We start from the raw sequence: 21703 nt of genomic DNA on the forward strand, positions 1-21703 counted from the left end.
GTATTTTATAAAAAATGTTACCGAAATTATAAAAAAGAAGACATCATACAAATGATATCTCCTATACAATATCTAACGCTTTCTTTTTTTATTATCTACTGCAAGTACGGCTTTTTTTACCACCTTTTCAAATTCCACATTTACTTGATATACCTCTTCTTTTAATTGATTCACGGATAGGACTTTGCCTTTTCGTCCTTTTATTTTTACAGGTAGATCAATATTCGGTATGTCTTGCCGTAATTGGGTCAATACATTGGTACTATTTTCAAAATAATGGACAGTAATCATTCAATAACACTCCTTTAAAGGAAGTTTTTTCGGATATTAAAATTAATATGGATAAAAGAAATAATTTAGAACGATAAACATGCTAGTCATTAAAAAGACAAACCTTCCATTCATTTTAAATATTTTTAAACAAACTTGCTTAATCTTCGCTTATAATAAGAAAAGAATAAACAAAGGTGAGGGAACCAAATATGAACATTTCCTTTAAAAAAATAGATAATCCAACTGATCAATTAATTTCTTGTTTAAATAAGTGGGAAAATGACCCAAGACTTATCCCGTTCATTCATCCTTGCAGAAATAAAGAGGATTTAGAAAACTACGTACTTGTTACAAAAGAGGAAATAACAAAACGATTAACCAATTACCACATGTATGCTATTTATTTAGATGATATTCTTGTTGGAGAAATGAATTATACGATTGATCCCATTCATCTATATAGGAAAGAACAAGGGACCGCTTGGATCGCTATTACAATTGGCGAAGAAGTTGCAAGAGGAAAAGGTGTCGGATCAACATCATTAATCTATCTAGAAGAGCAGATCAAAAAACAAGGGTTTAACAGGATTGAGTTAGGCGTATTTGAATTTAATAAAAACGCACATAAATTATATAAAAAGCTTGGATATCAAGAAATTGGCAAAAATAAATTCTTCACTTATTATCAAGATAGAATGTGGGATGATATTCGCATGGAAAAATATATATAAAAAATAGGAGAGAAGTGCTGCATATAAGCAAACATTCTCTCCTTTTTTTAATACTGTCTATATACATAAGGGTCATCTGGCTGATTAATGGACTTCCAATCTGTAACTTTAAGAATCGGAATGGTTTTCTTAAATGGTTGATAGTACACTGTTTCAAGCTTACCTGTTACTTGGAGCCATTGATCATTCTCTCTTTTCAATTCATCCGGAATATCAAGAAGCATTCCAAAAACACCAGCATCAGCAATACAATGGATAATCCCAAAGCGCAGCAGGAACAGCTGATTATTGGTTAAATCCTCTTCCTTGTAAGTAAATCCTGTCAACGTAATTTTTCTATCCATAAATTGACCTGGATAATTATAGATTGTTTCCAAATCATTTAAAAAATTATCTTCCCCTAATTTAATTTCAGGGAGATTCTTTATTTTATCTAAGCCTTTATCCATCACTTCTGCATAGCCTTCTTTGCCATAATAGCTACTCGTATTTGGCTGCAGGAATTGATGCTGACTATATTCATCTCCTTCATCATATGCAGGGAAATAGAGTCCCTTTTTCTCCACAATATTCGAATCAAGGGTAGCCACTGGAAGTATTAAACCAGTAAGAATAGGAATAAGCAATGTTATAATCGTAAATCCACGTTTCCACCAGCTATTTTCTTCATGGGAATGATCATGTCCACAATGATTACACGATGCATCATGTGTATGTTTATCCTTTTTTACATAGTTATAGACACATATAATTGTAAAGAGTACAAATATATAGATAGCAGACTCTGAAATATAAGCATATTTCATATTAATATATTTAGATATATCGCCAGTTGCATGTAAATGTAGAAATAAATAAGTAAAGCCTATTAACACGAATATTCGAAACATGTTTTTTTCACCTCTTTATAGAAAAATTGTTACGAGAAACACGCAAACTGTAATTAGACCAGTTAATAGAATGACAAACTTAGCTTTAAATGTGCTTAGCATCATCAATGTATTTTTGATATCCAACATAGGACCAAACACAAGGAAAGCAAGAATAGATCCTTCAGAAAAGCTGTTTCTAAAGCTCGCTGCAACAAATGCATCTGCTTGGGAACAAAGACTTAATATGTACGCAAGTCCCATCATAACAAGATGAGAGGAAGCCTGACCGTTTCCTATTGAAACAAGGGTAGAAGTCTTAACTAAAGTTTGTACTGCTGCAGCAATAAACGAGCCAATAACTAAGTATTTTCCAACAGAGAAAAATTCATCGATCGAATGCTTGAACATAGCTTCGATTCGGTCTTTAAAAGAGTGAATGTGCACGTGTTCAATCACATGACTTTTCAGCGGCGATTGCTTTACTGATTTATGCAGAGCAAGTCCAATAAGAATAGAACAAACAAGCGCCAATACAGAACGAAGAATTACCATTCTCCAGCTATTCCCGAAAGCAATATACGTCGAGAACATAACTACTGGGTTAATAATTGGTCCGGTAAGCATAAAGGCGATACTGGCAGGAACCGGTACACCTTTTAAAATTAACCGCCTTGTAATAGGAATAATTCCACATTCGCATGCAGGAATAATGCTTCCAACTAAAGAAGCAAATAAAATGGCCAGGATTGGATTTTTCGGCATCATTTTTGCAATAAGTTCTTCTGAGACAAAAATTTCGATAATACCCGAAATAAGAACCCCAATTAGAATAAAGGGCAATGCCTCAATGATAATACTGATAAAGATCGTATTTAACTGTAATAAGGTTTCCATATTCATTTTTTAAACACCTACTTTTTTGGTAAAAATCAGAAAGTCATCATTATAAAGAAGATTTATTAAAATCAGATGAGAATAAGGGAGAATCACTACTATTAATTATTAATTATTGCAAACGAATACACGAACCTTTACATTAAATAGTAGGAAAGCAGAAAGGAAGTGAACGAAGCTGAAGAGAAAGCTTTTGCTTTTTTTTGTCGCACTATCACAATGTGTTTTCATCGTAGCCTGTAGTGCTCCGTTACAAAAAGAATCAGAAAATCTTAAGCAGAGTCATATAAATCCAGAACAAAAGAATAGGCAGCAAACTGCTGACTATATAACTGTTCTAGTAGAAGCAGCAAATAGAGGCATGACGGATACAAGTTCCTTTAATATCTTTACAAGTACCATCGAACAAGTAATTAGCCAATGGGGGGAGCCGGATCAAACAGATCAAGTAGGAGAAGGGTACTATGCCATCTATAAGGATAAGGATACCGTATTTGGATATACTGCAAAAGGCGATATTTATGATATTCGTTCCAATAAAAAGCGATTAAATAGATTATCTCTATCGGATTTAAAAAAGAAAATAGGGGAACCAGCAGAAATTAGAGTAGGGAACGGTGAACAAATAATTGTCTATAACCTTAGTGAAGATGTTCAGCTTAAGTTTATAATTTTAAATAAAACCAACAGAATAGACCATTTATCTATCTATCACAAAGTTAGAGGGATACAAGAGAAATATGCCTTAACTATCCAAGGCGAATCTAATCAACTTACCAATAAACAATGGGAAACGATGCAAAACTGGAGGAGGGAGATTGTGAAATTCCAAGATAATAATGCGAATGTATACATCAATGGGCGGAATGAAAAGAAAGTTTCTTTAACCTTTGATGATGGTCCTGATGATATCATTACCCCAAAAATCATTGAAATATTACAGCAATATAAAGTGAAAGGGAATTTTTTCTTTATCGGCAGTGAAGCAGAAAAACATCCGCAAGTTGTAAGAAATGCTTATAAAAACGGGAATTTAGTTTTGAGCCATAGCTATCATCATGTTGACTTATCTGGTTTAGATAAGAACCAACAATTAGAGGAAATAACACGGGCAGGCAATGCTCTTCAATCAATTATTGGAAAAGAACCTGCAATGATTCGCCCACCATATGGAGAAACAAATGAAACGCTAATGAAAAACGCCGAACTAAAAGGATATTCTATTATCATTTGGTCCATCGATACACTTGATTGGTCACAAATGGAGGCAGAGAATATTATTAGAAATGTCACCAATCATTTGCGAAACGGCGATATTATTTTAATGCATTCAGATTCAGAAAAAACAGAAACTGCAAAGGCATTACCAAAAATAATTGAAACTATTCAGGAAAGAGACTTTGAAATAGTCGGTCTCGATGAATTACTAGGGATAGAGGCATACCAGTAAATAGGAAGGGAGTTCTCCTTAATAAAAGGAAATTCCCTTTAAAACTTGTTTTCTTCTCTCTCTTTCTATATAATCAATTATAGACATTAAAGATCTTTAATATATCCGTAAAGAGGTAGTATTATGAAGTATTCAAGAGCAACGAATTATGCATTACACACTATGGTATATTTGACACTTGCATCACAAGGGAAAGCTGTAGGGGTAGATCAATTAGCTAAAATCCAAGATTTATCTCCAACATATCTATCGAAAATCTTAACTAAACTTGTTAAAGCTGGCTTAATTGAATCAACACCAGGTGTTAATGGTGGTTATCGTATTATAAAACGTGCCGAGGAAATTTCCTTTTTAGATGTAATTACGGCTATTGAGGGAAACACATCTTTGTTTAGCTGTTCATTAGAGCATGATAATAGAAAAAATGGCGAGTGCTTAATTGAAAATGTCATGTTAGAGGCTGAAACAAAGATGCGTGAACATTTAAGCCAAAAATATATACGCGATATTGCTAATCAAATTGAACATAATGCTAAGTAAAAAATAAAGGTGATAACTCATCTTTATTTTTAGTCTAATTACGGATATTAAGAGTCTTTAATATATGTTATTAAAAGGAGGAATAAGCATTGTTAGATTGTATTGTTATAGGTGGAGGACCCGCCGGTTTAAATGCCTCACTTGTTCTTGGAAGAGCACGAATGAAGACGATCGTATTCGACGACGATAAACCTCGAAATTCCGTTACCCAAGAATCACATGGCTTCATAACAAGAGACGGTATTAAGCCTTCCCAATTTAAACAAATTGGGAAAGAAGAATTAAAAAAATATCCCGATGTATCCTTTAAAAGCCAGCGAGTAACAGACATTAAAAAGGTAAATAAACACTTCACCATTTTTACCGATCAAAATGAATCTTATCAGGCAAAGAAAATTATATTATCTACTGGACTGATTGATATTCTGCCCGATATTGCTGGCTTGCATCATTTTTATGGAAAAAGCATATTTAGTTGTCCTTTTTGTGATGGTTGGGAACTTAAAGATCGAGCTTTAGCAGTATTGGCAGAAAATGATCATACTTTTCATTTAACCAAATTGCTTTTTAATTGGAGTAGAAACATTATCGTTTGTACAAACGGCAAGAAGATACTTACGAATGAGCAACTTGACACGCTAAATAACAAAAATATTAAAGTAATCGCACATGAGATAGACAGACTGCAAGGCGATAACGGACAATTGCAAAAGATTATCTTTAAAAATGGGGAAGAGATCGATAGAGAAGGTGGTTTTGTCACAGCCGAACTTCAACAAGCCGTTCCCTTTGCTGAATCACTTGGATGTATATTAAATAAGATGGGTGGAGTGGAAACCGATGCTCTTGGGCGGACAAATATAGAAGGAGTATACGCAAGTGGAGATAATACTCTATTAACACCACCACAGTTGATAAACGCTGCAAGCCAGGGAAGCAAAGCTGCTTCAGGAGTAATAGCTGACTTAATTAATGAGGGCTTTTAATTAAGAAATAAATACTTGTTTTAGCAAGACATTCATAAACATGAGAAAACAAACGGGCAAACAAGGCGAAAATCAACTTGTTTGCCCGCTAATTAGTTTTACGGGGATTTCATAACGGTCTTCCTGATCATTTACTCCGTCTATTTTTTGAATAAGAAGCTCTACACAAAGCTTAGCCAATTCTCCGAGAGGCTGCTTCACCGTAGTTAGTTTAGGGAAATAATCCTCTATAAAGGAAGTTCCATCATATCCGACTAGTTTAAAATCTTGTGGTGATGTTAAACCAAGTTTTTCCGCTTCATTTATAACTAAAAGTGCTTTCATATCATCTGAACAAAAGATTCCCTCTGGCTGCTCTGTTTTAAGAATTTTAGCTATCTCCACCGATTTTCTCAAGGGAGTAAAACTTCCGTTTATGGAAAATATTCTTGGTTGTAAACCAGCATTGTTCATTTCATCTATATAGCCCTTTGTCCGTAAATAGGTTGGTGATTTAACATCATTGCTTCCAGTTAACATGATTATTTTTTGGATACCATGGTTGAGCAAGGAGCGTGTCGCTAAAACACCGCCCTGATAGTTATCACTGCTTACAATGGGAATATTAGGTGCAAGGAAACGGTCAAAGCTTATAATAGGGGCCTTGATATTCGTGTAATCATCATGGTTTAAATTATGTGCACCTGCAATGATTCCTTCTACTTGATTTGCTTGGAGCATTTGAATGTACTCCCGTTCTTTATCCGAATTATGTTCGCTATTACATTGGATTGTTTTATACCCTGCACGGAAAAGTTCTCGTTCTAAATGATCAATCAATTCTGCATAGAAGACATTATTCAAAGCAGGAAAAATTAATCCAACTAGCTTTGTGGACTTCCCCTGCAAACTGCGAGCAAGATTATTTGGTTGGTAATGAAGCTCTCTCATTGCTTCATGAACCTTAGCAATTGTTTTTTCTGATAGATAGCCTTTTTTATTAATAACACGGCTGACCGTCGTAGGACTCACCCCAGCTAATTTGGCTACATCGGTTAATTTTGCAACCATTTTAATTTACCTCTTCTGATTATTTAGTCTCCATATTGTACCGCTGAGATTACGTTTAGAATGCAGGTAAATAAATGTTTGTGATTCATCTGGAAAAACACGCCCTGTAATAACTCGTTCTCCTTCATTTACAAAGCACTCAAAAACGGAGGTATCAGCAAATATATTTACTTTAATTTCTGTATTCTTCGAAACATATGCTTCTCGCTGGAAACCATATTCTTGCGCAAAACGTTGGCCAGCATATTCTCTGTCTACAGAAACTTTACCATTTACCGAATCGAGTGTAAAGGCTAAATAACGGGTTTTATCTACATTTGAAAAGAGCAATATTTTCACAATTTCATTTGCGGGTACGCTTACTTCAAGTTCAAATCGATTGGTCTTCGCGTCAAATGACTCATAAAATGAATTCTCTATTTCACGCAATTTAATTGTTTCTTTAACTGGATATTGTTTTAGCTTCCCATCCTGTAATGTAAGTTCCTTCACTAAACTTAATAAACCTTGATAACCTTCTTTATCTGTCGGATAATTAATTTCCGGTAATCCAATCCAACTAATCGCAAGGGCCCTGCCATCAGGAGCATTAAATGCTTGTGTTGCATAGACATCGAAGCCTTCATCTAGATTTTGCAAATTTGTTGTCTTAGTGATTGCCGCCTTAACCGGGTCAAACGCTTCTCCAACGGTATACATATTCGGATAAATATTTTCATATGATTGAATTCTTTTAGATATTCCTTGTGGACAGAATAAGAGAACAGGTACCTCCTCAATAAAAATAAGATTCGGACATTCAATCATAAAGCCAAGTTCTTGATTAGAAAATGCTAATTCACTAACCAATGTCCAATTTTTAATATCATTTTCTAATGCTTTGTAGAGAAAGATAGCCCCTTTTTTATCTGATTGTTTTTGAGCACCAATAATCATATACAATTGATCTTGATAACAAAAAATTTGCGGATCTCTAAAATGATCTGTTGTTTCATTTGGCTGGTTAATCAATGGTTTAGGAAATTTATGAATGGTTCCGTCTTTATACATAAAAGCCCCATTTTGGAAGCTGTATCGATTCCAATCTTTGTCCCTAACATTTCCAGTGTAAAAAAGGAAGAGCTTGTCTTCATCAATGGGATAAGCTGAACCTGAATAAACCCCATGTGAATCATAATTACTGTCAGATTGTAGGGCAATCCCATTTTCTTCCCAGTGTATTAAATCCTTGCTTTCTAAGTGATACCAGCTTTTTAAACCATGTACAGCTCCGAAAGGATAGTACTGAAAAAAGAGCTGCCATTTCCCATTAAAGAATGAGAAGCCATTTGGATCATTTAACAAACCGGTTTTGGGCTCAATATGATACCCAGTACGCCACTTGGAGTTTTCCACTGATTTACTTAAAGCGTTCTTATAGTCAATGTCCCATTCTGAATAGGGTTTATATCTAAGATCTCGTGTCCAATTGTTAACAATATCTGTCATGTAATTAAAACTCCTTCATTGTAGTTCATAAGTGTACTTAAGGGCATTTTAAAACGTTCTCAAAAATATGTCAAACGTTTTCCTGTTTAATTTAACTACATTTATTATAATTATTTAAATCAAATTAATTTTTATGATAAACGTTTGACATAAAATAAAAACGATGTTAAATTAATCGTGCAAAAGGTTTTGAAAGCGATTTAATAGAAAGGGGAATTCACATGAAACACAGAGAAGTAGCTGAACGTGTAGCCAAAGCGTTGGGTGAAGATAACTTAATTGCTGCTACACACTGTGCAACTAGATTAAGACTTGTTGTAAAAGAAACAAAAAAGATTGACCAAACAGCTTTAGATGATGATCCAGATTTAAAAGGAACATTTGAAGCGAATGGTCAATTCCAAATTATCGTTGGTCCTGGTGACGTAAATGAAGTGTATAAAGAATTAATCACCATCACAGGCATTGGTGAAGCAACAAAAGCTGATTTAAAAGAAGTAACGGCACAAAAGGAAACGAATCCTGTCATGAAATTAGTAAAGCTCTTATCCGATATCTTCGTTCCGCTAATTCCAGCTTTAGTTGCAGGCGGGCTGCTAATGGCCTTAAATAATGTCTTAACAGGAGAAGGTTTATTCGGGCCAAAATCTATTGTTGAAATGGTCCCCGGTATTAAAGGTTTTGCAGAAATCGTCAACTTAATGGCCTCTGCACCATTTGCCTTCTTACCAATTTTAATTGGTTTTTCTGCAACAAAACGTTTTGGCGGAAATCCTTATCTAGGAGCAGCAGCAGGGATGATGCTTGTTATGCCTGAACTGGTAAATGGCTATGGGGTAGCAGAAGCTGTTGCTACAGGGCAGATGCCACATTGGGATGTATTCGGCTTACATATCGCTCAAGCCGGCTATCAAGGCCAAGTATTACCCGTGATTGGAGTAGCTTGGATTTTGGCAACACTTGAAAAGTTCTTCCATAAGCATTTAAACAATGCAGTTGATTTTACATTCACACCATTGTTTTCCGTAATTATTACTGGTTTTGTCACATTTGCATTTGTTGGGCCATTATTACGAGGTGTTTCCAATCAATTAACAGATGGATTACTCTGGTTAATTAATACACTTGGTGGAGTTGGTTATGGTTTATTTGGATTGGGATATTCTGCAGTTGTATTAACAGGATTGCATCAATCCTTCCCAGCAATAGAGACACAATTGCTAGCGGATATTGCAAAAACAGGAGGAAGCTTTCTATTTCCAATCGCATCAGCTGCTAACGTAGCACAAGGAGCAGCATGTTTAGCGATCTTCTTCTTATCAAAAAAACAAAAGCAAAAGGGATTAGCGTCCTCAGCTTCTTTCTCAGCAATGTTAGGAATAACAGAGCCAGCATTATTTGGGGTTAATTTAAAACTTAAATTCCCGTTTTTTATCGGCCTTGTTGCAGCAGGTATAGGAGCAGCATTTATGGGATTCACTGGAGTGCGTAATGTATCTTTAGGTCCTGCAGGAATAATTGGCTTTATCGCTATCAGCCCAAAAGCAATTCCCATGTTTATGATTGGAGTTGTTATTAGTTTTGTGCTCGCTTTTGCAGCTACAATGCTTTATGGACGAAAAAAATTGAATGTTCCATCTTCTAATTCTCAAGGTACTGAAACATCTGAAACAGATACTACGATTAATAGAAAAAGAGCATTTAGTGAAGAGATTACGGCACCAGTTGAGGGGAAAGCGGTTGATTTAACGAGTGTAAATGATCCTGTTTTCGCTTCTGGTACAATGGGAAAAGGAATTGCCATTATTCCGCGTTTTGGAAAAATTTATGCTCCAATCGATGGAGTTGTGACAGTTACTAGTAATTCTAACCATGCATATGGAATTCAATCAGAGAAAGGTGCAGAAATTCTTCTGCATATCGGGATAGATACAGTAAAAATGGCAGGGGATGGGTTTAAAACCTATATAAAGCAAGGTCAAAAGTTGAAAAAAGGAGACTTGCTAGGAGAATTTGATATGGCGAAAATCAAAGAAGCAGGGTTTGATTCTACCGTGATGATGATTGTCACAAATTCTTTTGAATATTTAGAGATTAATAGTATTAAGGATTCAGATATTAAGGTAGGAGATAAAGCTTTAACCTTAATACAATCAGAAAGCAAATAATGTTCGTCCCTTAATATTTAATGAGTGAAATAGACTAGTATAGATAGAAAAACATATGCAAGGAGGTACTTCATTGCCTATATTTCTTGAAAAGGATGTCAAGACACTTCATTTACAAAACAAGCAAATAAGTTATGTCCTCTCCATAGAAAAAGATAAATATGTCTGCCATCGATATTGGGGAAGAAGACTAGAAAGTTTTAATGGAAGCACTCAGCTTCAAATGATAGATCGCGGCTTTGCCACTAATCCGTTTCCTGAAGAGAGAGTGTTTAGCTTAAACGCACTACCTCTGGAAACAAGTACACAACAAAGCGGTGATCATCGAATCGCGAATTATACAATACGTTCGCATACCAATCAAACACGCACTGATTTTATTTTTAAGAAATTTGATATCCTATCCGGGAAACAGCCACTGAAAGGTTTACCTACATTAGAAGGAGAGGATACTACTGTTACGACATTAATTATTACTTTATATGATGATATTCAGCAGCTGGAAATGAAGCTTTACTATCATCTTTATGAACAACTGCCGGTTATAACAAGACATGTGGCTTTTCTTAATCACGGGCAACAAGATGTATTCCTTGATAATGCCGGAAGTCTTCAAGTAGATATCGCGGCAGCTACTTTTGATTTATTAACTCTTTACGGATCTCATACAAATGAAGCAAACATAAGTAGAAGGAAATTGCAAAATGGAATTCAAAAAATAGAAAGTACTCGTGGTGTAAGCAGTCCACAGCATCAACCGTTTTTAGCACTTTTAAATCCAAATACAGATGAATTCAGCGGAGAAGTACGTGCATTTCATCTCATTTATAGCGGGAATTTCCAAGCACAAGTCGAAGTAGAACAATATGGTTCAGCACGTGTACAACTTGGCATAAATACGGAAGGTTTTTCATGGAAGCTTTCACCTGGGGGCAGCTTTGATACCCCAGAAGCTGTGATGGTTTATTCTAATCATGGGTTAAATGAGATGAGTCATACTTTCCATACACTTTATCAACAGTATCTTTGCCCTAAGTCATTTCGAAATCAAGAGCGGCCAATTGTATTAAATACGTGGGAAGCTAATTATTTTGATATCTCAGAAGAAAAAAGTGAGAAATTAGCGGAGGCTGCAGCACAAATAGGCATAGAAATGTTTGTATTAGATGATGGCTGGTTTGGAAAACGAAATGACGATACCTCCTCCCTTGGTGATTGGATGGAGAATAAAGATAAACTGCCAAACGGGATAGCTGGTTTAGCCGAGACGGTGAAAAATAAAGGAATGAAGTTCGGTTTATGGTTCGAACCAGAAATGATTTCCCCAAATAGTGAGCTATTTAAAGCGCACCCTGATTGGGTTATCCATACCCATGGATATAAGCCCATAGAAGGAAGAAGACAGTTAGTCCTAGATTTATCTAATCCAGAAGTACAAGAGTTTTTAATAAATGTATTATCGAAATATTTAATAACAGGCAAAATCGATTATATTAAATGGGATATGAACCGACATTTAACCGATATTGGCAGTACCGCTTTTCCTAAAGATCAGCAGGGGGAGATTAGTCATCGATATATACTAGGTTTATATCGAATCCTCGATACATTAGTAAAGCAATTTCCGAATGTACTATTTGAAAATTGCTCAAGCGGAGGGGGCAGATTTGACCCTGGAATGATGCATTATATGGCCCAGACTTGGACAAGCGATAATACAGATGCGTTATGCAGGACAAAAATTCAATATGGATATAGTTTGCTTTATCCTCCGATTATGATGGGAGCACATGTTTCTACCGTGCCTAACCATCAGGTGGGAAGGATCACTTCACTAGAAACAAGGGGAAGGGTTGCAATGAGTGGCAATCTTGGATACGAGTTAGATTTAACAGAAGCAGTGGAAGAGGAACTACGAGAAATAGAAAACCAAATATCTTTTTATAAACAACAGAGAAAGCTTTTTCAGTTCGGAAAATTTTATCGATTGAAAGCGCCAGGAGAATATTTCGAAAGTGCTTGGATGTTTAAAAATGAAAAAGAAGCGATGATTATTTATTTTAACGGGATAGCACGGCCTGCTGTGCCAGTTAACTATCTCCCTGTTTATTATCTGGAAAATCTTGCAATCTATAAGGATTTAGCAACCGGAAGACTATATTCAGGCAGTGAGCTTAACTATGCAGGAGTGACCATTCCACGCGTGAAGGAAGATTACAAAACATTGATTTATCACTTTGAGAAAGTAGAACCGCAAACTAAGAAGACATGAATAGAGAGGGGGGATAAATAAGGATTAAAATATCAAATAACCACTAATTTTCTATTAATGATATTTCTATCTAGATTCCTAAGGAATTAGCGGGGCTGGTGAGATTCCAATGATGAGATTAATAAGAGGAATCTCACCACTCGTTCCTTGGAAAGCAAACGTATTCAAGCGAAAGCTAAAATACTTAACCTCATCAAACATCTAAAAACGCCAATATTAGTTCGTTTAATCCATATTGTTTAGTGCATGCAGTAATTGATTGACGAGAGGGGAAAGCTCTACGTTTTCATTGCGTCTACAAAGGTATATTGGCCGTTTAATTTCAACACCTTTCACCTTAACCACACCTACTTCCTTACGAAGCACATGTTCCTTAACTGCAAGTGAAGGAGCTAACATGACTCCATAACCAGCAATAACTGAATGAATAGATTCGTTTAAGCCGTGAAATTGCAATCCAACAGGAGGGTGGTTCACACCATGAATTTTACACAAAGAATATAACATGTCTCTTGTTGAGCTTCCGTTTTCTCTTACTAAAAATGGCTCTTGAACCAACTGCGAAAACGAAACTTCTTTGCCAGCAAATTTATGCTTTCGCGGAACGATGAACCAAAAATCAACATCCATTATGTGTGTGAGATGCAATTCTGGTTGCTCCCACCGTTCTTTTACAACAAGAGCTAAATCTACTTTATAGCGGAGTAATTTCTCAATCGCTTCGTTTGAGTTACCACTATATAACTCTATAAGGAGTAAAGGATTATCTATTTTCAATTTTGCTAATAGAGAAGGTAATAAAAAATTAGCCGGTAAATATGTGGATGCTATTTTGATATTATCTAGTATTCCAGCTTTCAGTTGGTTTATTTTCCCCTCAATATCTCTTTCTAAATCAAATAAACGTTCCCCTTGCTTATATAAAAATTCTCCTTCCTTTGTTAATTTAATTCCTCTTCCCGCAGACTCAATTAATGTCAATCCTGTTTCTTTTTCTAAATTTCGGATTTGCATAGTTACAGCAGGCTGACTAATAGAAAGAACTCTTGCTGCATCTGTAACACTTTTTGCAGAGGCAACAGTGATAAATATACGAAGAGCATGAAGGTTCACTAATCTTCACTCCTATAAATAATATTTATACATCCTTAAGAAATATATATTAGACTTATCTATTATAATTATATAACCTTTTTATTAGAAATGGTAAAAAGGAGCCTATAATCATGAACTTACCGATGATCAAAGAAGAAAGCAAACTACAACAGAAACAAATAACACGACAAAAAATCTTTTTCTGTATTATTCTAATCATGCTAGTATCAATCGGACTAGCAACAGCATTTTTAGGAAGAAGAGAGGGGAATTATCAACTATTCACATTAATGTTAATTGGTCTAGGAGCTTCCTTTATTGGAACATTAGCAGGAGGGGGTGGCTTAATTACCGTTCCTGGTATGATGTTAACAGGTATTCCCATTCAAACAAGTATTGCTACTAATAAGTTTTCCTCAGGAATTGCGGCACTTTCTAGTGTTTTCTATTTAATAAGAAACAAACAGCTAAGTGTCCACTTTCTATTAATTACTATCCTAATCGCTGTTTTAGGTGGAATAGGGGGAGCACTAGTAACTACAAATATACAGGAAGAAACGATGAATATCATTGCGTTTGCATTACTTTGTTTTGCCTTAATAGTAACAATAAAAAATAAACAATGGACTGCTACTATACAACAAGATAAAAAGCAAAAACAACAAAAAACAACAAAGAAAAGATTATACATCCCTTTCCTTATTGCAGCATATGATGGGGGATTTGGACCAGGATCCGCCACATTTAGTATTTTATTTTATTTAAAAAGTAATTTCACCTATATAAAAGCTGTGCAAATGACAAGAGTTATTATTCTTGGCAGCTGTACAGGAGGATTTATTATTTATTATCAGAACGGTTTTATTAATTGGTATTATGCCATTTGTATGGCAGTTGGTTCTATTATTGGATCACAGATTGGATTACTCGTATTGCCTAAAGTTTCTCAAAAAGCAGCAAAAACTCTTTTGGTGGTTATTATAAGTGCATTGATGCTGCAAATGATCGTTAAAATAATTTAGTTGTATTAGCATAATTGGTAATAGTTGAAAAGAAATAGTGGATTAAAAATTTCAGCAATTTTTTATAAAACTAAAGAATAGAATTGGAGGTTATAATGACTTTTTATTCTAGTTTACATAATATATATTATACACAGCAATTAAAAATTCAGCAAATCATATCTCATTACAAAGTATACTCTAGATAGTGAGACAAAATAAAAAAATTCCTTATCATTATCTATCACAATCTATTGTTAACTAACTGTATCGTATCTTTATGGACACTTGAATTTAATTGCTTAATAATTTTAAAATTATTATTAGTTTTTTATATGCTCAATATAATTTTTCATTGAAGAAAACTTCAAAAATTAAATTCAGCTTCCATCAAAAAACCAGAAAACACAAGGTTGAATGGTGTTTTCTGGTCTATAAAAAAATTAAATGGTTTCTTTCTCATTGTCAGCAATCAAATTCTGATAAAATGTGGCATTAGATGTATATATATATGGTGCCAACCATAGAAAACCGATTCCTAATGTGAATAAACATAAAATGCCCCATCCTATAAAGCTTAAATTTAATAAAAAGTACTTTCCTTTATAGCCTTTCATTCTTCGTCTGCTTTCCGTAATTGCTTCGAAAACTGAATACTCTGGATGATCTTTTAAAAGCATAAAAGTTTGTGAATATGCTAGTGCTTTAATAATACCAGGAATTAATAATAATAAGGACCATAAAAAAGTAAAAATACCAATCATAATAGACGTTCCAATTAGTTTAAGCATTGTTTTTACGTCTGTATATATGGTGAAAACTTGAGAAATCTCTGTGGTTTTTTCTCTTACAATGTCAAGATAAAACCATACAATCGATATAGATAAAGGAATTAATAGAAGGCTAATAATAGTATTTAGTATCGTCGCCTGCGGGGGTGCATAATCTTGATAAATCCAATTCATAAATCCGCCGCTCGCGTATATTTCAATCGACAGATTAACACCTGCACTTAAAATAAAATATAGGAATGTGAGTCCAACTGCCTTCCCCCATTCTCCTTTCAAATATTCTCTTGCTTCACGCTTAATTGCTGAAATTTTCAATATATATCCTCCTTTAATAGACTATCTTTCTAATTATAACTTTTTTTGTAATAGAAAGAATTAAGTGATAAATATGGTGAAATAAAATTTCTAAATTTCTTATTTCCCCCTATCTATACGAATATCCCATAGAAAAGTTTCTACTGTTTTCATATTTTAAAAAGAATTAAGTGCCTTGATGCTGCAGATTGAAATATACAGGCTAAATCATTCATAAAAAACCAAAGATGTCTATACAAAGACCCCTTTGGTTTTTTGGTCAGTTAATTCTTCCTATTTATCTATCAAAATAGGAAGAAATCTATTATCTCATTATTTTTTCAAATTCTTGCATCATTAATAGATCATTTGTAATTTCATCTGAATGATGTAAAGAGACTTTCGCCCCAAGGCTGTTAAAAGCCGCTACTGCCTCATCATATCCTCTTTCAATATGTTCAATTCCCGTAATTGTTGTCGTCCCTTCTGCAACTACTCCAGCTAACATTAGACAAATACCTGCACGGACATCTGAAGCATGAACTAATGCCCCGTGTAAAGCAGACTTTCCTTTAATATGGGCAATCCCATTTGATACTTCAATAGCTGCACCCATTTTGTTTAATTGGTATACATGATTAAATCGGTTCGGATAAACTGTTTCTCGAAGTATACTTTTCCCTTGTGCTTGTGTTAACAAAACGGTTAATGGCTGCTGCAAATCCGTTGGAAATCCTGGAAACATAGCAGTTCTTACCCTCGACGCTTTTAATCTACCATCTAGAAATGACGTAATATTATTTTCTTTTATTTCCAAACCGACACCGATTTCTTCCAGTTTCGTGAGACAAGATGTAAGATGTTCTGGGATAATATCGTTTACAGTGATCGTTCCACCTGTAATCCCTGATGAAATAAGAAAAGCTCCAGCAATTAGCCTGTCGGGAATTACGGTATAGCTGCATCCATTCAAGTTTTTAACACCTTTAATTTTGATTGTATCCGTACCAGCACCTATAATTCTCGCACCCATTTTATTTAAAAACAATGCAGTATCTGTTACTTCAGGATCTCTGGCAGCATTTAATAAAATCGTTTCTCCCTCAGCTAATACTGCTGCTATCATGCTATTAATAGTCGCACCAGATGTAATCGTATCAAAATAGATAGTTGCTCCTTTTAATTTTTGAGCCTCCACCACATAATAATCTTCATAAAATGTAAAAGTTGCCCCCATTTTCTCGAATGCCTTAATATGCTGATCAATGGGTCTGCTTACAAAATCATCCCCGCCTGGATAACCAAGAGATACTTTTCCGAATTTAGCAAGTAATGCTCCAATAAAATAATAAGCTGTTCTAAACTTCCTTGACTTTTCAGGTTCAATTATCGGGTTATCTATTTTAGTAGGGTCAATATAAACATCCCCGCGGCTATCTCGCTCCATGATACATCCTATTTCTTCTCCGATTTGACGAAGTACTTTAAAATCAGCAATGTTTGGGATGTTCTTTAATGTTACAGGCTCACTAGCTAAGCATGCAGCAGCTAGAATTGCCAAAGAACTATTTTTCGAACCAGGTACTGATAAGGATCCTTCCAGTTTAGAAGGTCCTTCTATATTCATCCATCTCATTTTAATCTCCTATTCCAATCTATCTAATCAACGTAAATCAGCAAATTTTATTTTTAGTTGTTTCTTTTTCATTTCATCAATCGTTTTTTGTGGTGCACCAACATCTGTGAGAAGGATATCAATTCCTTCGATTGGTACGGATTGCATAAACATTTCATGACCAATTTTTTCATGCGGTGCTAAACAGACCACTTTTTGTGCAACGCTGGCAACTGTCTGAGCAAATGCAGCTGCTTCAGGAGTAGAGGTACTTATACCTTTAGCATTAATTCCTCCTCCAGTTAAAAAACAAATATCCAAGGAAAATTTGCGCATCATTTCCATTGCAATACAATCAATTATACTACTTGATGAAGATCCTCTTAATTTCCCTCCGATTAAATAAGAAGCTATATTTTCTTTCATTCTAACAAGATCGGCAATTTTCAATGAATTTGTAACGATTGTATAAGGGAAATCAGTTGGCAAATATTTTACCATTCCATAATGTATACCTGCTCCTCCAATAAAAACAGTATCATTTTCTTTAATATAAGAGGCTGCTAATTTGGAGATAGCATTTTCATGCGGGGCAGCCGTTCCATATCGAATAGCTGATGGCTGCGGCATTGTTCTTACTTTAGGTATTGCTTCAGAAAGAATGGCGCCACCATATGTTTTTTGCAGCACTCCTTGTTCTTCCATAATTGTTAAGTCTCTTCTAATGGAATCAAGAGACATCTCAAATTTACTTGCTAAATCTTTAGCAATAACTTTCCCATCTCTTGAAATTATCTCTAAAATTAATTTTCTTCTTTCCTCCGCTAGCATACTGTTCCCTTTCCCATCAAAATCTAAATTCATCTTATTCCGTTTCATTAACTTTTGTCAAATATTTTTTCATTTTTCTTCCGTTTTATTCCGTATTATGCCTTTTTTACCGTATCGGAACATATGTTCCATTATTAATCTTTTCCTAATTTCTTTATTTTTCGTTTCATAAAAAACTACAGTGTAAGCACAGCAGTTTTTATGAAAGCTCCACATCATATTCCATTCTTTTTGCTGTTTCTTTCGCTATTTTCACACCTGCTAAACGTTTGACAAGATGAAAGGACATATTAATGCCTGCCGAGATTCCACCTGATGTAATAATGCGCCCTTCATCGACAAACTTCACCTTCTTTACCACGTTGACTTGTGGGTATTCCTCCTCAAGCCTAGTAAGGCTCGCCCAATGTGTTGTCGCGTTCAATCCATCAAGCAGCCCTGCTTCAGCAAGCAATAACGCTCCCGTACAAACAGAAGCCATCCATTGAACCTCTCCCATTTGTTCCTTAATCCAATTAATCACCGTTTTATTATGTACTTCTCGTTCTCTTGCACCTAGTCCCCCTGGGATGATTAAAAGATCGAACTTGGGCATCGTTTGGAAACTATAATCCGGATATACCTTTAATCCATTTCTCGCTCGAATCATTTGTCCCGTTTCCGAAATAGTCTGCACTATAAACGGTTTAGACCCATCCTCTCTTGTTGTAACAGAAAACACTTCAAACGGGCCAGCAAAATCTAATACCTCCACATCATTAAATAGAAATATCCCTATTTTCCATTGGTCGGTTTGCATTTCATCTCTCCTTCGTTAAAGCTATATTCTAGCTAGCTAGTTACTTATTATTATTATACTTAAGAATTTCATCATAGAGAGATAAATTATCTTAAACTTGATTAACTGACTGATTTTTGAAAAAATAAAAGGATAAAAAGGAGAGGCGGTTATTTAAAGTGAATGGACAAAAGAGGCTGCGAGATTATGGAATAATAATTGGAAAATTAGAAACAGGTAAAAGAAACGCCATTTCAGATGTAGAAGGTGTCACAGTTGGCAATGCTACATTAAATAATAAAGACACTCAGACTGGTGTTACCGCAATAATCCCCCACCAAGGCAATATATTTAAAGAAAAGGTAATCGCTGCAAGCCATGTAATTAATGGGTTTGGCAAAACAATGGGTTTAATGCAAATAACAGAATTAGGAACGATTGAAACACCTATTCTTTTAACCAATACATTAAGTATCGGTGTGACAGCTGATGCATTAATTGAATATATGCTAGAACATAACGAGGATATTGGTAGAACAACAGGTACTGTTAATCCCATTGTGTGTGAGTGTAACGATATGTTTCTTAATGATGTGAGAGCAAGAAAGATTACGAAAGACCATGTTTTCGGGGCAATCGCTAATGCTTCTGCGGAATTTGATGAAGGATCAGTTGGTGCTGGCCGCGGCATGCTATGCTATTCTTTAAAAGGTGGAATTGGAACCTCTTCCCGCATAATACATATGGAGCATGGTAGCTATACAATAGGAGTACTGGCACTGACCAACTTTGGTACTCTGAGTGATCTAGTGATAGCGGGGAATCCAATTGGACAACAGCTCAAAAAACAGCTTACACAGACAAATAAAGATAAGGACAAGGGCTCTGTTATCATCATCGTAGCTACTGATCTTCCCGTTTCGGAAAGACAATTAAATCGAATAATTAAGCGCGCAGTAACAGGATTATCACGAACAGGTTCGATTATCACAACTGGAAGTGGTGAAGTAGTCATTGGTTTTTCTACAGCAACAAAAATACCACACGAAAATCCTTATTCCAGCGTCCCCATCTCAGCCATTCATGAAGAGGATATCGATGTTGCATTTAGAGCTGTTGGAGAAGCTACAGAGGAAGCAGTGCTAAATTCCTTGATAACCGCAACCCATGTAATTGGTCGAGATGGGAATGAACGGCCAGCCCTTAAAGATTTATTAAGAGAATACAACATTCATTTACTTTAGAAAAAAACAGACGCCTGTATGATACAAAGCGTCTGTTTTCCTTATTTATATTTACCTTGCAAAATCGATTCCTCTAACGGACGGCGGCTAGACGGAATTTCTCTTGCTTGAAAATCTTCCGGCAACGCTTCTTTTTCCCCTTGATAACCAATGGCAATAGTTACTTGAATATCAAATTCTTCTGGGATGTTTAATACTTCACGAGCTTTTGCTTTATCAAATCCACCAATAGCATGTGTTTTTAAACCTTCTTTTATAGCCTGCAAGGATAAGAATCCCCATGCAGTTCCGCTGTCAAAGGCATTCATCCCATTTTGTTTATCCGAAATAAGCACTGCTAATATCGGTGCATTTTTACACCACTCTAAATTTCTTTCAAAAATAAAAGAATGGAATAATGATCGTTCCTCTGCTGTTCGAGCAACAATAAAACGCCATGGCTGCAAATTATTTGCAGAAGGCGCCCAGCGAGCCGCCTCAAATAGGCGCATTAAGACTTCTTCAGAAACTTCTTTATCTAAAAAAGAACGGGGTGACCAACGATTTAAAAAAATAGGATCAATCTCGTGGTCTGCTTGACGAAATGTATGTATTTCATTTTCCTTCATAAGTATCCACCCTCAAAAGTTATTTCATTTCTATTCCATTTTAATGATAAAAAAATAACAATTCAACTAATTGATTCTAAAGAATAGAAAGAATCAATCAAAATAAACAGGCTCCAACGGATTAGCCATATGTTTAAAGGCTAGTAATATTTGTGATTCAGTATTTCTTGGAATGGATAAAGGCGGAAGATCATCTTTTGCAAAGAAACCGACAGAGCTAGTTTCTACTCCTTCCTGCGCCTCTCCTCCTACAATCTCGCACTGAATGAACATTTTATATACATGGTATGGAGATGGAGGATGCGGGTGGCATTTCTTATCCATAACCGCAATTAATTTTACAGCTTTCACCTCAAATCCTGATTCTTCTTGTACTTCTTTTACTGCAACTTCAGCTGGAGTTAAGCCAATATCGCCCCAGCCTCCTGGCAAGGCCCAGGAGTTATCTGTCTTCTCTTTCACCATTAGTATTTTATTATCTTGAAAAACTACTGCCCTAATATCTACTTTCGGTGTAGCATACCCTGTTTCATTTGCAAAAAGATCACGAATACATGTTGTATCCACCTTGGTATATTCCGACATAATTTCTAAACTGATCTTCCTGATATCTTCAAATCTTTCCAAATCATAAGTATCCTTTGAATAGGTTAATCCGGCTTGGGCGATTGCTTGAAGTTGTTTCGCCCATTGTAACCATTTCGGTTCCATCTAATGACCTC

At 35.3% G+C, this 21703-nt stretch carries 20 protein-coding genes; 8 read left to right on the forward strand and 12 right to left on the reverse strand.

Going from position 1 to position 21703, the window contains the following annotated elements:
• Window positions 1-72 precede the first annotated feature (72 nt).
• Window positions 73-291 carry a hypothetical protein gene (locus NSQ89_RS09795; RefSeq protein ID WP_341132555.1) on the reverse strand — a complete coding sequence of 73 codons (219 nt, stop codon included), beginning with the start codon at window positions 289-291 and terminating at the stop codon, window positions 73-75.
• 191 nt (window positions 292-482) lie between these two features.
• Between NSQ89_RS09795 and NSQ89_RS09800 the strand changes: the two genes are divergently transcribed.
• The gene (locus NSQ89_RS09800) at window positions 483-1004 is read left to right on the forward strand and encodes a GNAT family N-acetyltransferase (protein WP_047940668.1); all 522 of its coding nucleotides are present in this window, start codon (window positions 483-485) and stop codon (window positions 1002-1004) included.
• A 47-nt stretch (window positions 1005-1051) separates the two neighbouring features.
• Here NSQ89_RS09800 and NSQ89_RS09805 read toward each other — a convergent pair whose 3' ends face one another.
• Window positions 1052-1894, reverse strand: coding sequence for a TIGR03943 family putative permease subunit (locus NSQ89_RS09805; protein WP_047940667.1), 843 nt, complete (start codon window positions 1892-1894; stop codon window positions 1052-1054).
• Window positions 1895-1909: 15 nt separating this feature from the next.
• Window positions 1910-2776: a permease gene (locus NSQ89_RS09810; RefSeq protein ID WP_047940666.1), complete on the reverse strand. Its 867-nt coding sequence runs from the start codon at window positions 2774-2776 to the stop codon at window positions 1910-1912.
• A 187-nt stretch (window positions 2777-2963) separates the two neighbouring features.
• Between NSQ89_RS09810 and NSQ89_RS09815 the strand changes: the two genes are divergently transcribed.
• The 3 genes from NSQ89_RS09815 to NSQ89_RS09825 all read left to right on the forward strand — a co-directional run bounded on the left by NSQ89_RS09815 (window position 2964) and on the right by NSQ89_RS09825 (window position 5746).
• Window positions 2964-4220, forward strand: a complete 1257-nt coding sequence (locus tag NSQ89_RS09815) for a polysaccharide deacetylase family protein (RefSeq protein ID WP_341132556.1) — start codon at window positions 2964-2966, stop codon at window positions 4218-4220.
• A gap of 123 nt (window positions 4221-4343) precedes the next feature.
• Entirely contained in the window at window positions 4344-4760 is a 417-nt protein-coding gene (locus NSQ89_RS09820; RefSeq protein ID WP_341132557.1) for an RrF2 family transcriptional regulator, read from the forward strand.
• Window positions 4761-4849: 89 nt separating this feature from the next.
• On the forward strand, window positions 4850-5746 hold the full coding sequence (locus tag NSQ89_RS09825; RefSeq protein WP_047940664.1) for an NAD(P)/FAD-dependent oxidoreductase: 897 nt from the start codon (window positions 4850-4852) through the stop codon (window positions 5744-5746).
• A gap of 72 nt (window positions 5747-5818) precedes the next feature.
• Here the strand turns inward: NSQ89_RS09825 and NSQ89_RS09830 are convergent, their stop codons facing one another.
• Both NSQ89_RS09830 and NSQ89_RS09835 read right to left on the reverse strand, forming a co-directional pair.
• Entirely contained in the window at window positions 5819-6796 is a 978-nt protein-coding gene (locus tag NSQ89_RS09830; protein ID WP_047940663.1) for a LacI family DNA-binding transcriptional regulator, read from the reverse strand.
• Between the two features lie 6 nt (window positions 6797-6802).
• Window positions 6803-8284 carry a sucrose-6-phosphate hydrolase gene (locus NSQ89_RS09835; RefSeq protein WP_341132558.1) on the reverse strand — a complete coding sequence of 494 codons (1482 nt, stop codon included), beginning with the start codon at window positions 8282-8284 and terminating at the stop codon, window positions 6803-6805.
• A 221-nt stretch (window positions 8285-8505) separates the two neighbouring features.
• Between NSQ89_RS09835 and NSQ89_RS09840 the strand changes: the two genes are divergently transcribed.
• Together NSQ89_RS09840 and NSQ89_RS09845 are read left to right on the forward strand one after the other, a co-directional pair.
• A complete protein-coding gene (locus tag NSQ89_RS09840; protein ID WP_341132559.1) occupies window positions 8506-10452 on the forward strand; it encodes a sucrose-specific PTS transporter subunit IIBC in 1947 nt (648 codons plus the stop codon).
• A 73-nt stretch (window positions 10453-10525) separates the two neighbouring features.
• The gene (locus tag NSQ89_RS09845; protein WP_341132560.1) at window positions 10526-12724 is read left to right on the forward strand and encodes an alpha-galactosidase; all 2199 of its coding nucleotides are present in this window, start codon (window positions 10526-10528) and stop codon (window positions 12722-12724) included.
• 225 nt (window positions 12725-12949) lie between these two features.
• Here the strand turns inward: NSQ89_RS09845 and NSQ89_RS09850 are convergent, their stop codons facing one another.
• Window positions 12950-13837: a LysR family transcriptional regulator gene (locus NSQ89_RS09850; RefSeq protein ID WP_341132561.1), complete on the reverse strand. Its 888-nt coding sequence runs from the start codon at window positions 13835-13837 to the stop codon at window positions 12950-12952.
• A 113-nt stretch (window positions 13838-13950) separates the two neighbouring features.
• Between NSQ89_RS09850 and NSQ89_RS09855 the strand changes: the two genes are divergently transcribed.
• A complete protein-coding gene (locus tag NSQ89_RS09855; RefSeq protein ID WP_082138235.1) occupies window positions 13951-14841 on the forward strand; it encodes a sulfite exporter TauE/SafE family protein in 891 nt (296 codons plus the stop codon).
• Between the two features lie 422 nt (window positions 14842-15263).
• On the opposite strand, the gene NSQ89_RS09860 is transcribed toward NSQ89_RS09855, so the two are convergent.
• The 4 genes from NSQ89_RS09860 to NSQ89_RS09875 form a co-directional block, all read right to left on the reverse strand.
• A complete protein-coding gene (locus NSQ89_RS09860; protein WP_095257263.1) occupies window positions 15264-15926 on the reverse strand; it encodes a DUF975 family protein in 663 nt (220 codons plus the stop codon).
• A 304-nt stretch (window positions 15927-16230) separates the two neighbouring features.
• A complete protein-coding gene (gene murA / locus NSQ89_RS09865; RefSeq protein ID WP_047940657.1) occupies window positions 16231-17541 on the reverse strand; it encodes a UDP-N-acetylglucosamine 1-carboxyvinyltransferase in 1311 nt (436 codons plus the stop codon).
• A 27-nt stretch (window positions 17542-17568) separates the two neighbouring features.
• The gene (locus NSQ89_RS09870; protein ID WP_235850026.1) at window positions 17569-18399 is read right to left on the reverse strand and encodes a DeoR/GlpR family DNA-binding transcription regulator; all 831 of its coding nucleotides are present in this window, start codon (window positions 18397-18399) and stop codon (window positions 17569-17571) included.
• A 151-nt stretch (window positions 18400-18550) separates the two neighbouring features.
• A complete protein-coding gene (locus NSQ89_RS09875) occupies window positions 18551-19150 on the reverse strand; it encodes a DJ-1/PfpI family protein (RefSeq protein WP_144580011.1) in 600 nt (199 codons plus the stop codon).
• Between the two features lie 158 nt (window positions 19151-19308).
• Here NSQ89_RS09875 and NSQ89_RS09880 point away from each other — a divergent pair, with 158 nt between their 5' ends.
• The gene (locus tag NSQ89_RS09880) at window positions 19309-20373 is read left to right on the forward strand and encodes a DmpA family aminopeptidase (protein ID WP_251687315.1); all 1065 of its coding nucleotides are present in this window, start codon (window positions 19309-19311) and stop codon (window positions 20371-20373) included.
• 41 nt (window positions 20374-20414) lie between these two features.
• Here NSQ89_RS09880 and NSQ89_RS09885 read toward each other — a convergent pair whose 3' ends face one another.
• Complete coding sequence (locus tag NSQ89_RS09885) at window positions 20415-20981, reverse strand: nitroreductase family protein (RefSeq protein WP_251687317.1); 567 nt, start codon at window positions 20979-20981, stop codon at window positions 20415-20417.
• A gap of 93 nt (window positions 20982-21074) precedes the next feature.
• Entirely contained in the window at window positions 21075-21692 is a 618-nt protein-coding gene (locus NSQ89_RS09890; RefSeq protein WP_095320127.1) for an NUDIX hydrolase, read from the reverse strand.
• Between the last annotated feature and the right edge of the window lie 11 nt (window positions 21693-21703).

Origin of the sequence: Niallia sp. FSL R7-0648, from assembly GCF_038007005.1 — a bacterium.
Taxonomy (GTDB): domain Bacteria; phylum Bacillota; class Bacilli; order Bacillales; family Cytobacillaceae; genus Niallia; species Niallia circulans.

Coding starts and splice junctions, on each gene's coding strand:
- NSQ89_RS09840 (WP_341132559.1), top strand. CDS start 8,506: ATGAAACACAGAGAAGTAGCTGAACGTGTAGCCAAAGCGTTGGGTGAA.
- NSQ89_RS09820 (WP_341132557.1), top strand. CDS start 4,344: ATGAAGTATTCAAGAGCAACGAATTATGCATTACACACTATGGTATAT.
- NSQ89_RS09870 (WP_235850026.1), bottom strand. CDS start 18,399: ATGAAACGGAATAAGATGAATTTAGATTTTGATGGGAAAGGGAACAGT.
- NSQ89_RS09855 (WP_082138235.1), top strand. CDS start 13,951: ATGAACTTACCGATGATCAAAGAAGAAAGCAAACTACAACAGAAACAA.
- NSQ89_RS09830 (WP_047940663.1), bottom strand. CDS start 6,796: ATGGTTGCAAAATTAACCGATGTAGCCAAATTAGCTGGGGTGAGTCCT.
- NSQ89_RS09795 (WP_341132555.1), bottom strand. CDS start 291: ATGATTACTGTCCATTATTTTGAAAATAGTACCAATGTATTGACCCAA.
- NSQ89_RS09885 (WP_251687317.1), bottom strand. CDS start 20,981: ATGAAGGAAAATGAAATACATACATTTCGTCAAGCAGACCACGAGATT.
- NSQ89_RS09890 (WP_095320127.1), bottom strand. CDS start 21,692: ATGGAACCGAAATGGTTACAATGGGCGAAACAACTTCAAGCAATCGCC.
- NSQ89_RS09875 (WP_144580011.1), bottom strand. CDS start 19,150: ATGCAAACCGACCAATGGAAAATAGGGATATTTCTATTTAATGATGTG.
- NSQ89_RS09835 (WP_341132558.1), bottom strand. CDS start 8,284: ATGACAGATATTGTTAACAATTGGACACGAGATCTTAGATATAAACCC.
- murA (WP_047940657.1), bottom strand. CDS start 17,541: ATGAGATGGATGAATATAGAAGGACCTTCTAAACTGGAAGGATCCTTA.
- NSQ89_RS09800 (WP_047940668.1), top strand. CDS start 483: ATGAACATTTCCTTTAAAAAAATAGATAATCCAACTGATCAATTAATT.
- NSQ89_RS09810 (WP_047940666.1), bottom strand. CDS start 2,776: ATGAATATGGAAACCTTATTACAGTTAAATACGATCTTTATCAGTATT.
- NSQ89_RS09805 (WP_047940667.1), bottom strand. CDS start 1,894: ATGTTTCGAATATTCGTGTTAATAGGCTTTACTTATTTATTTCTACAT.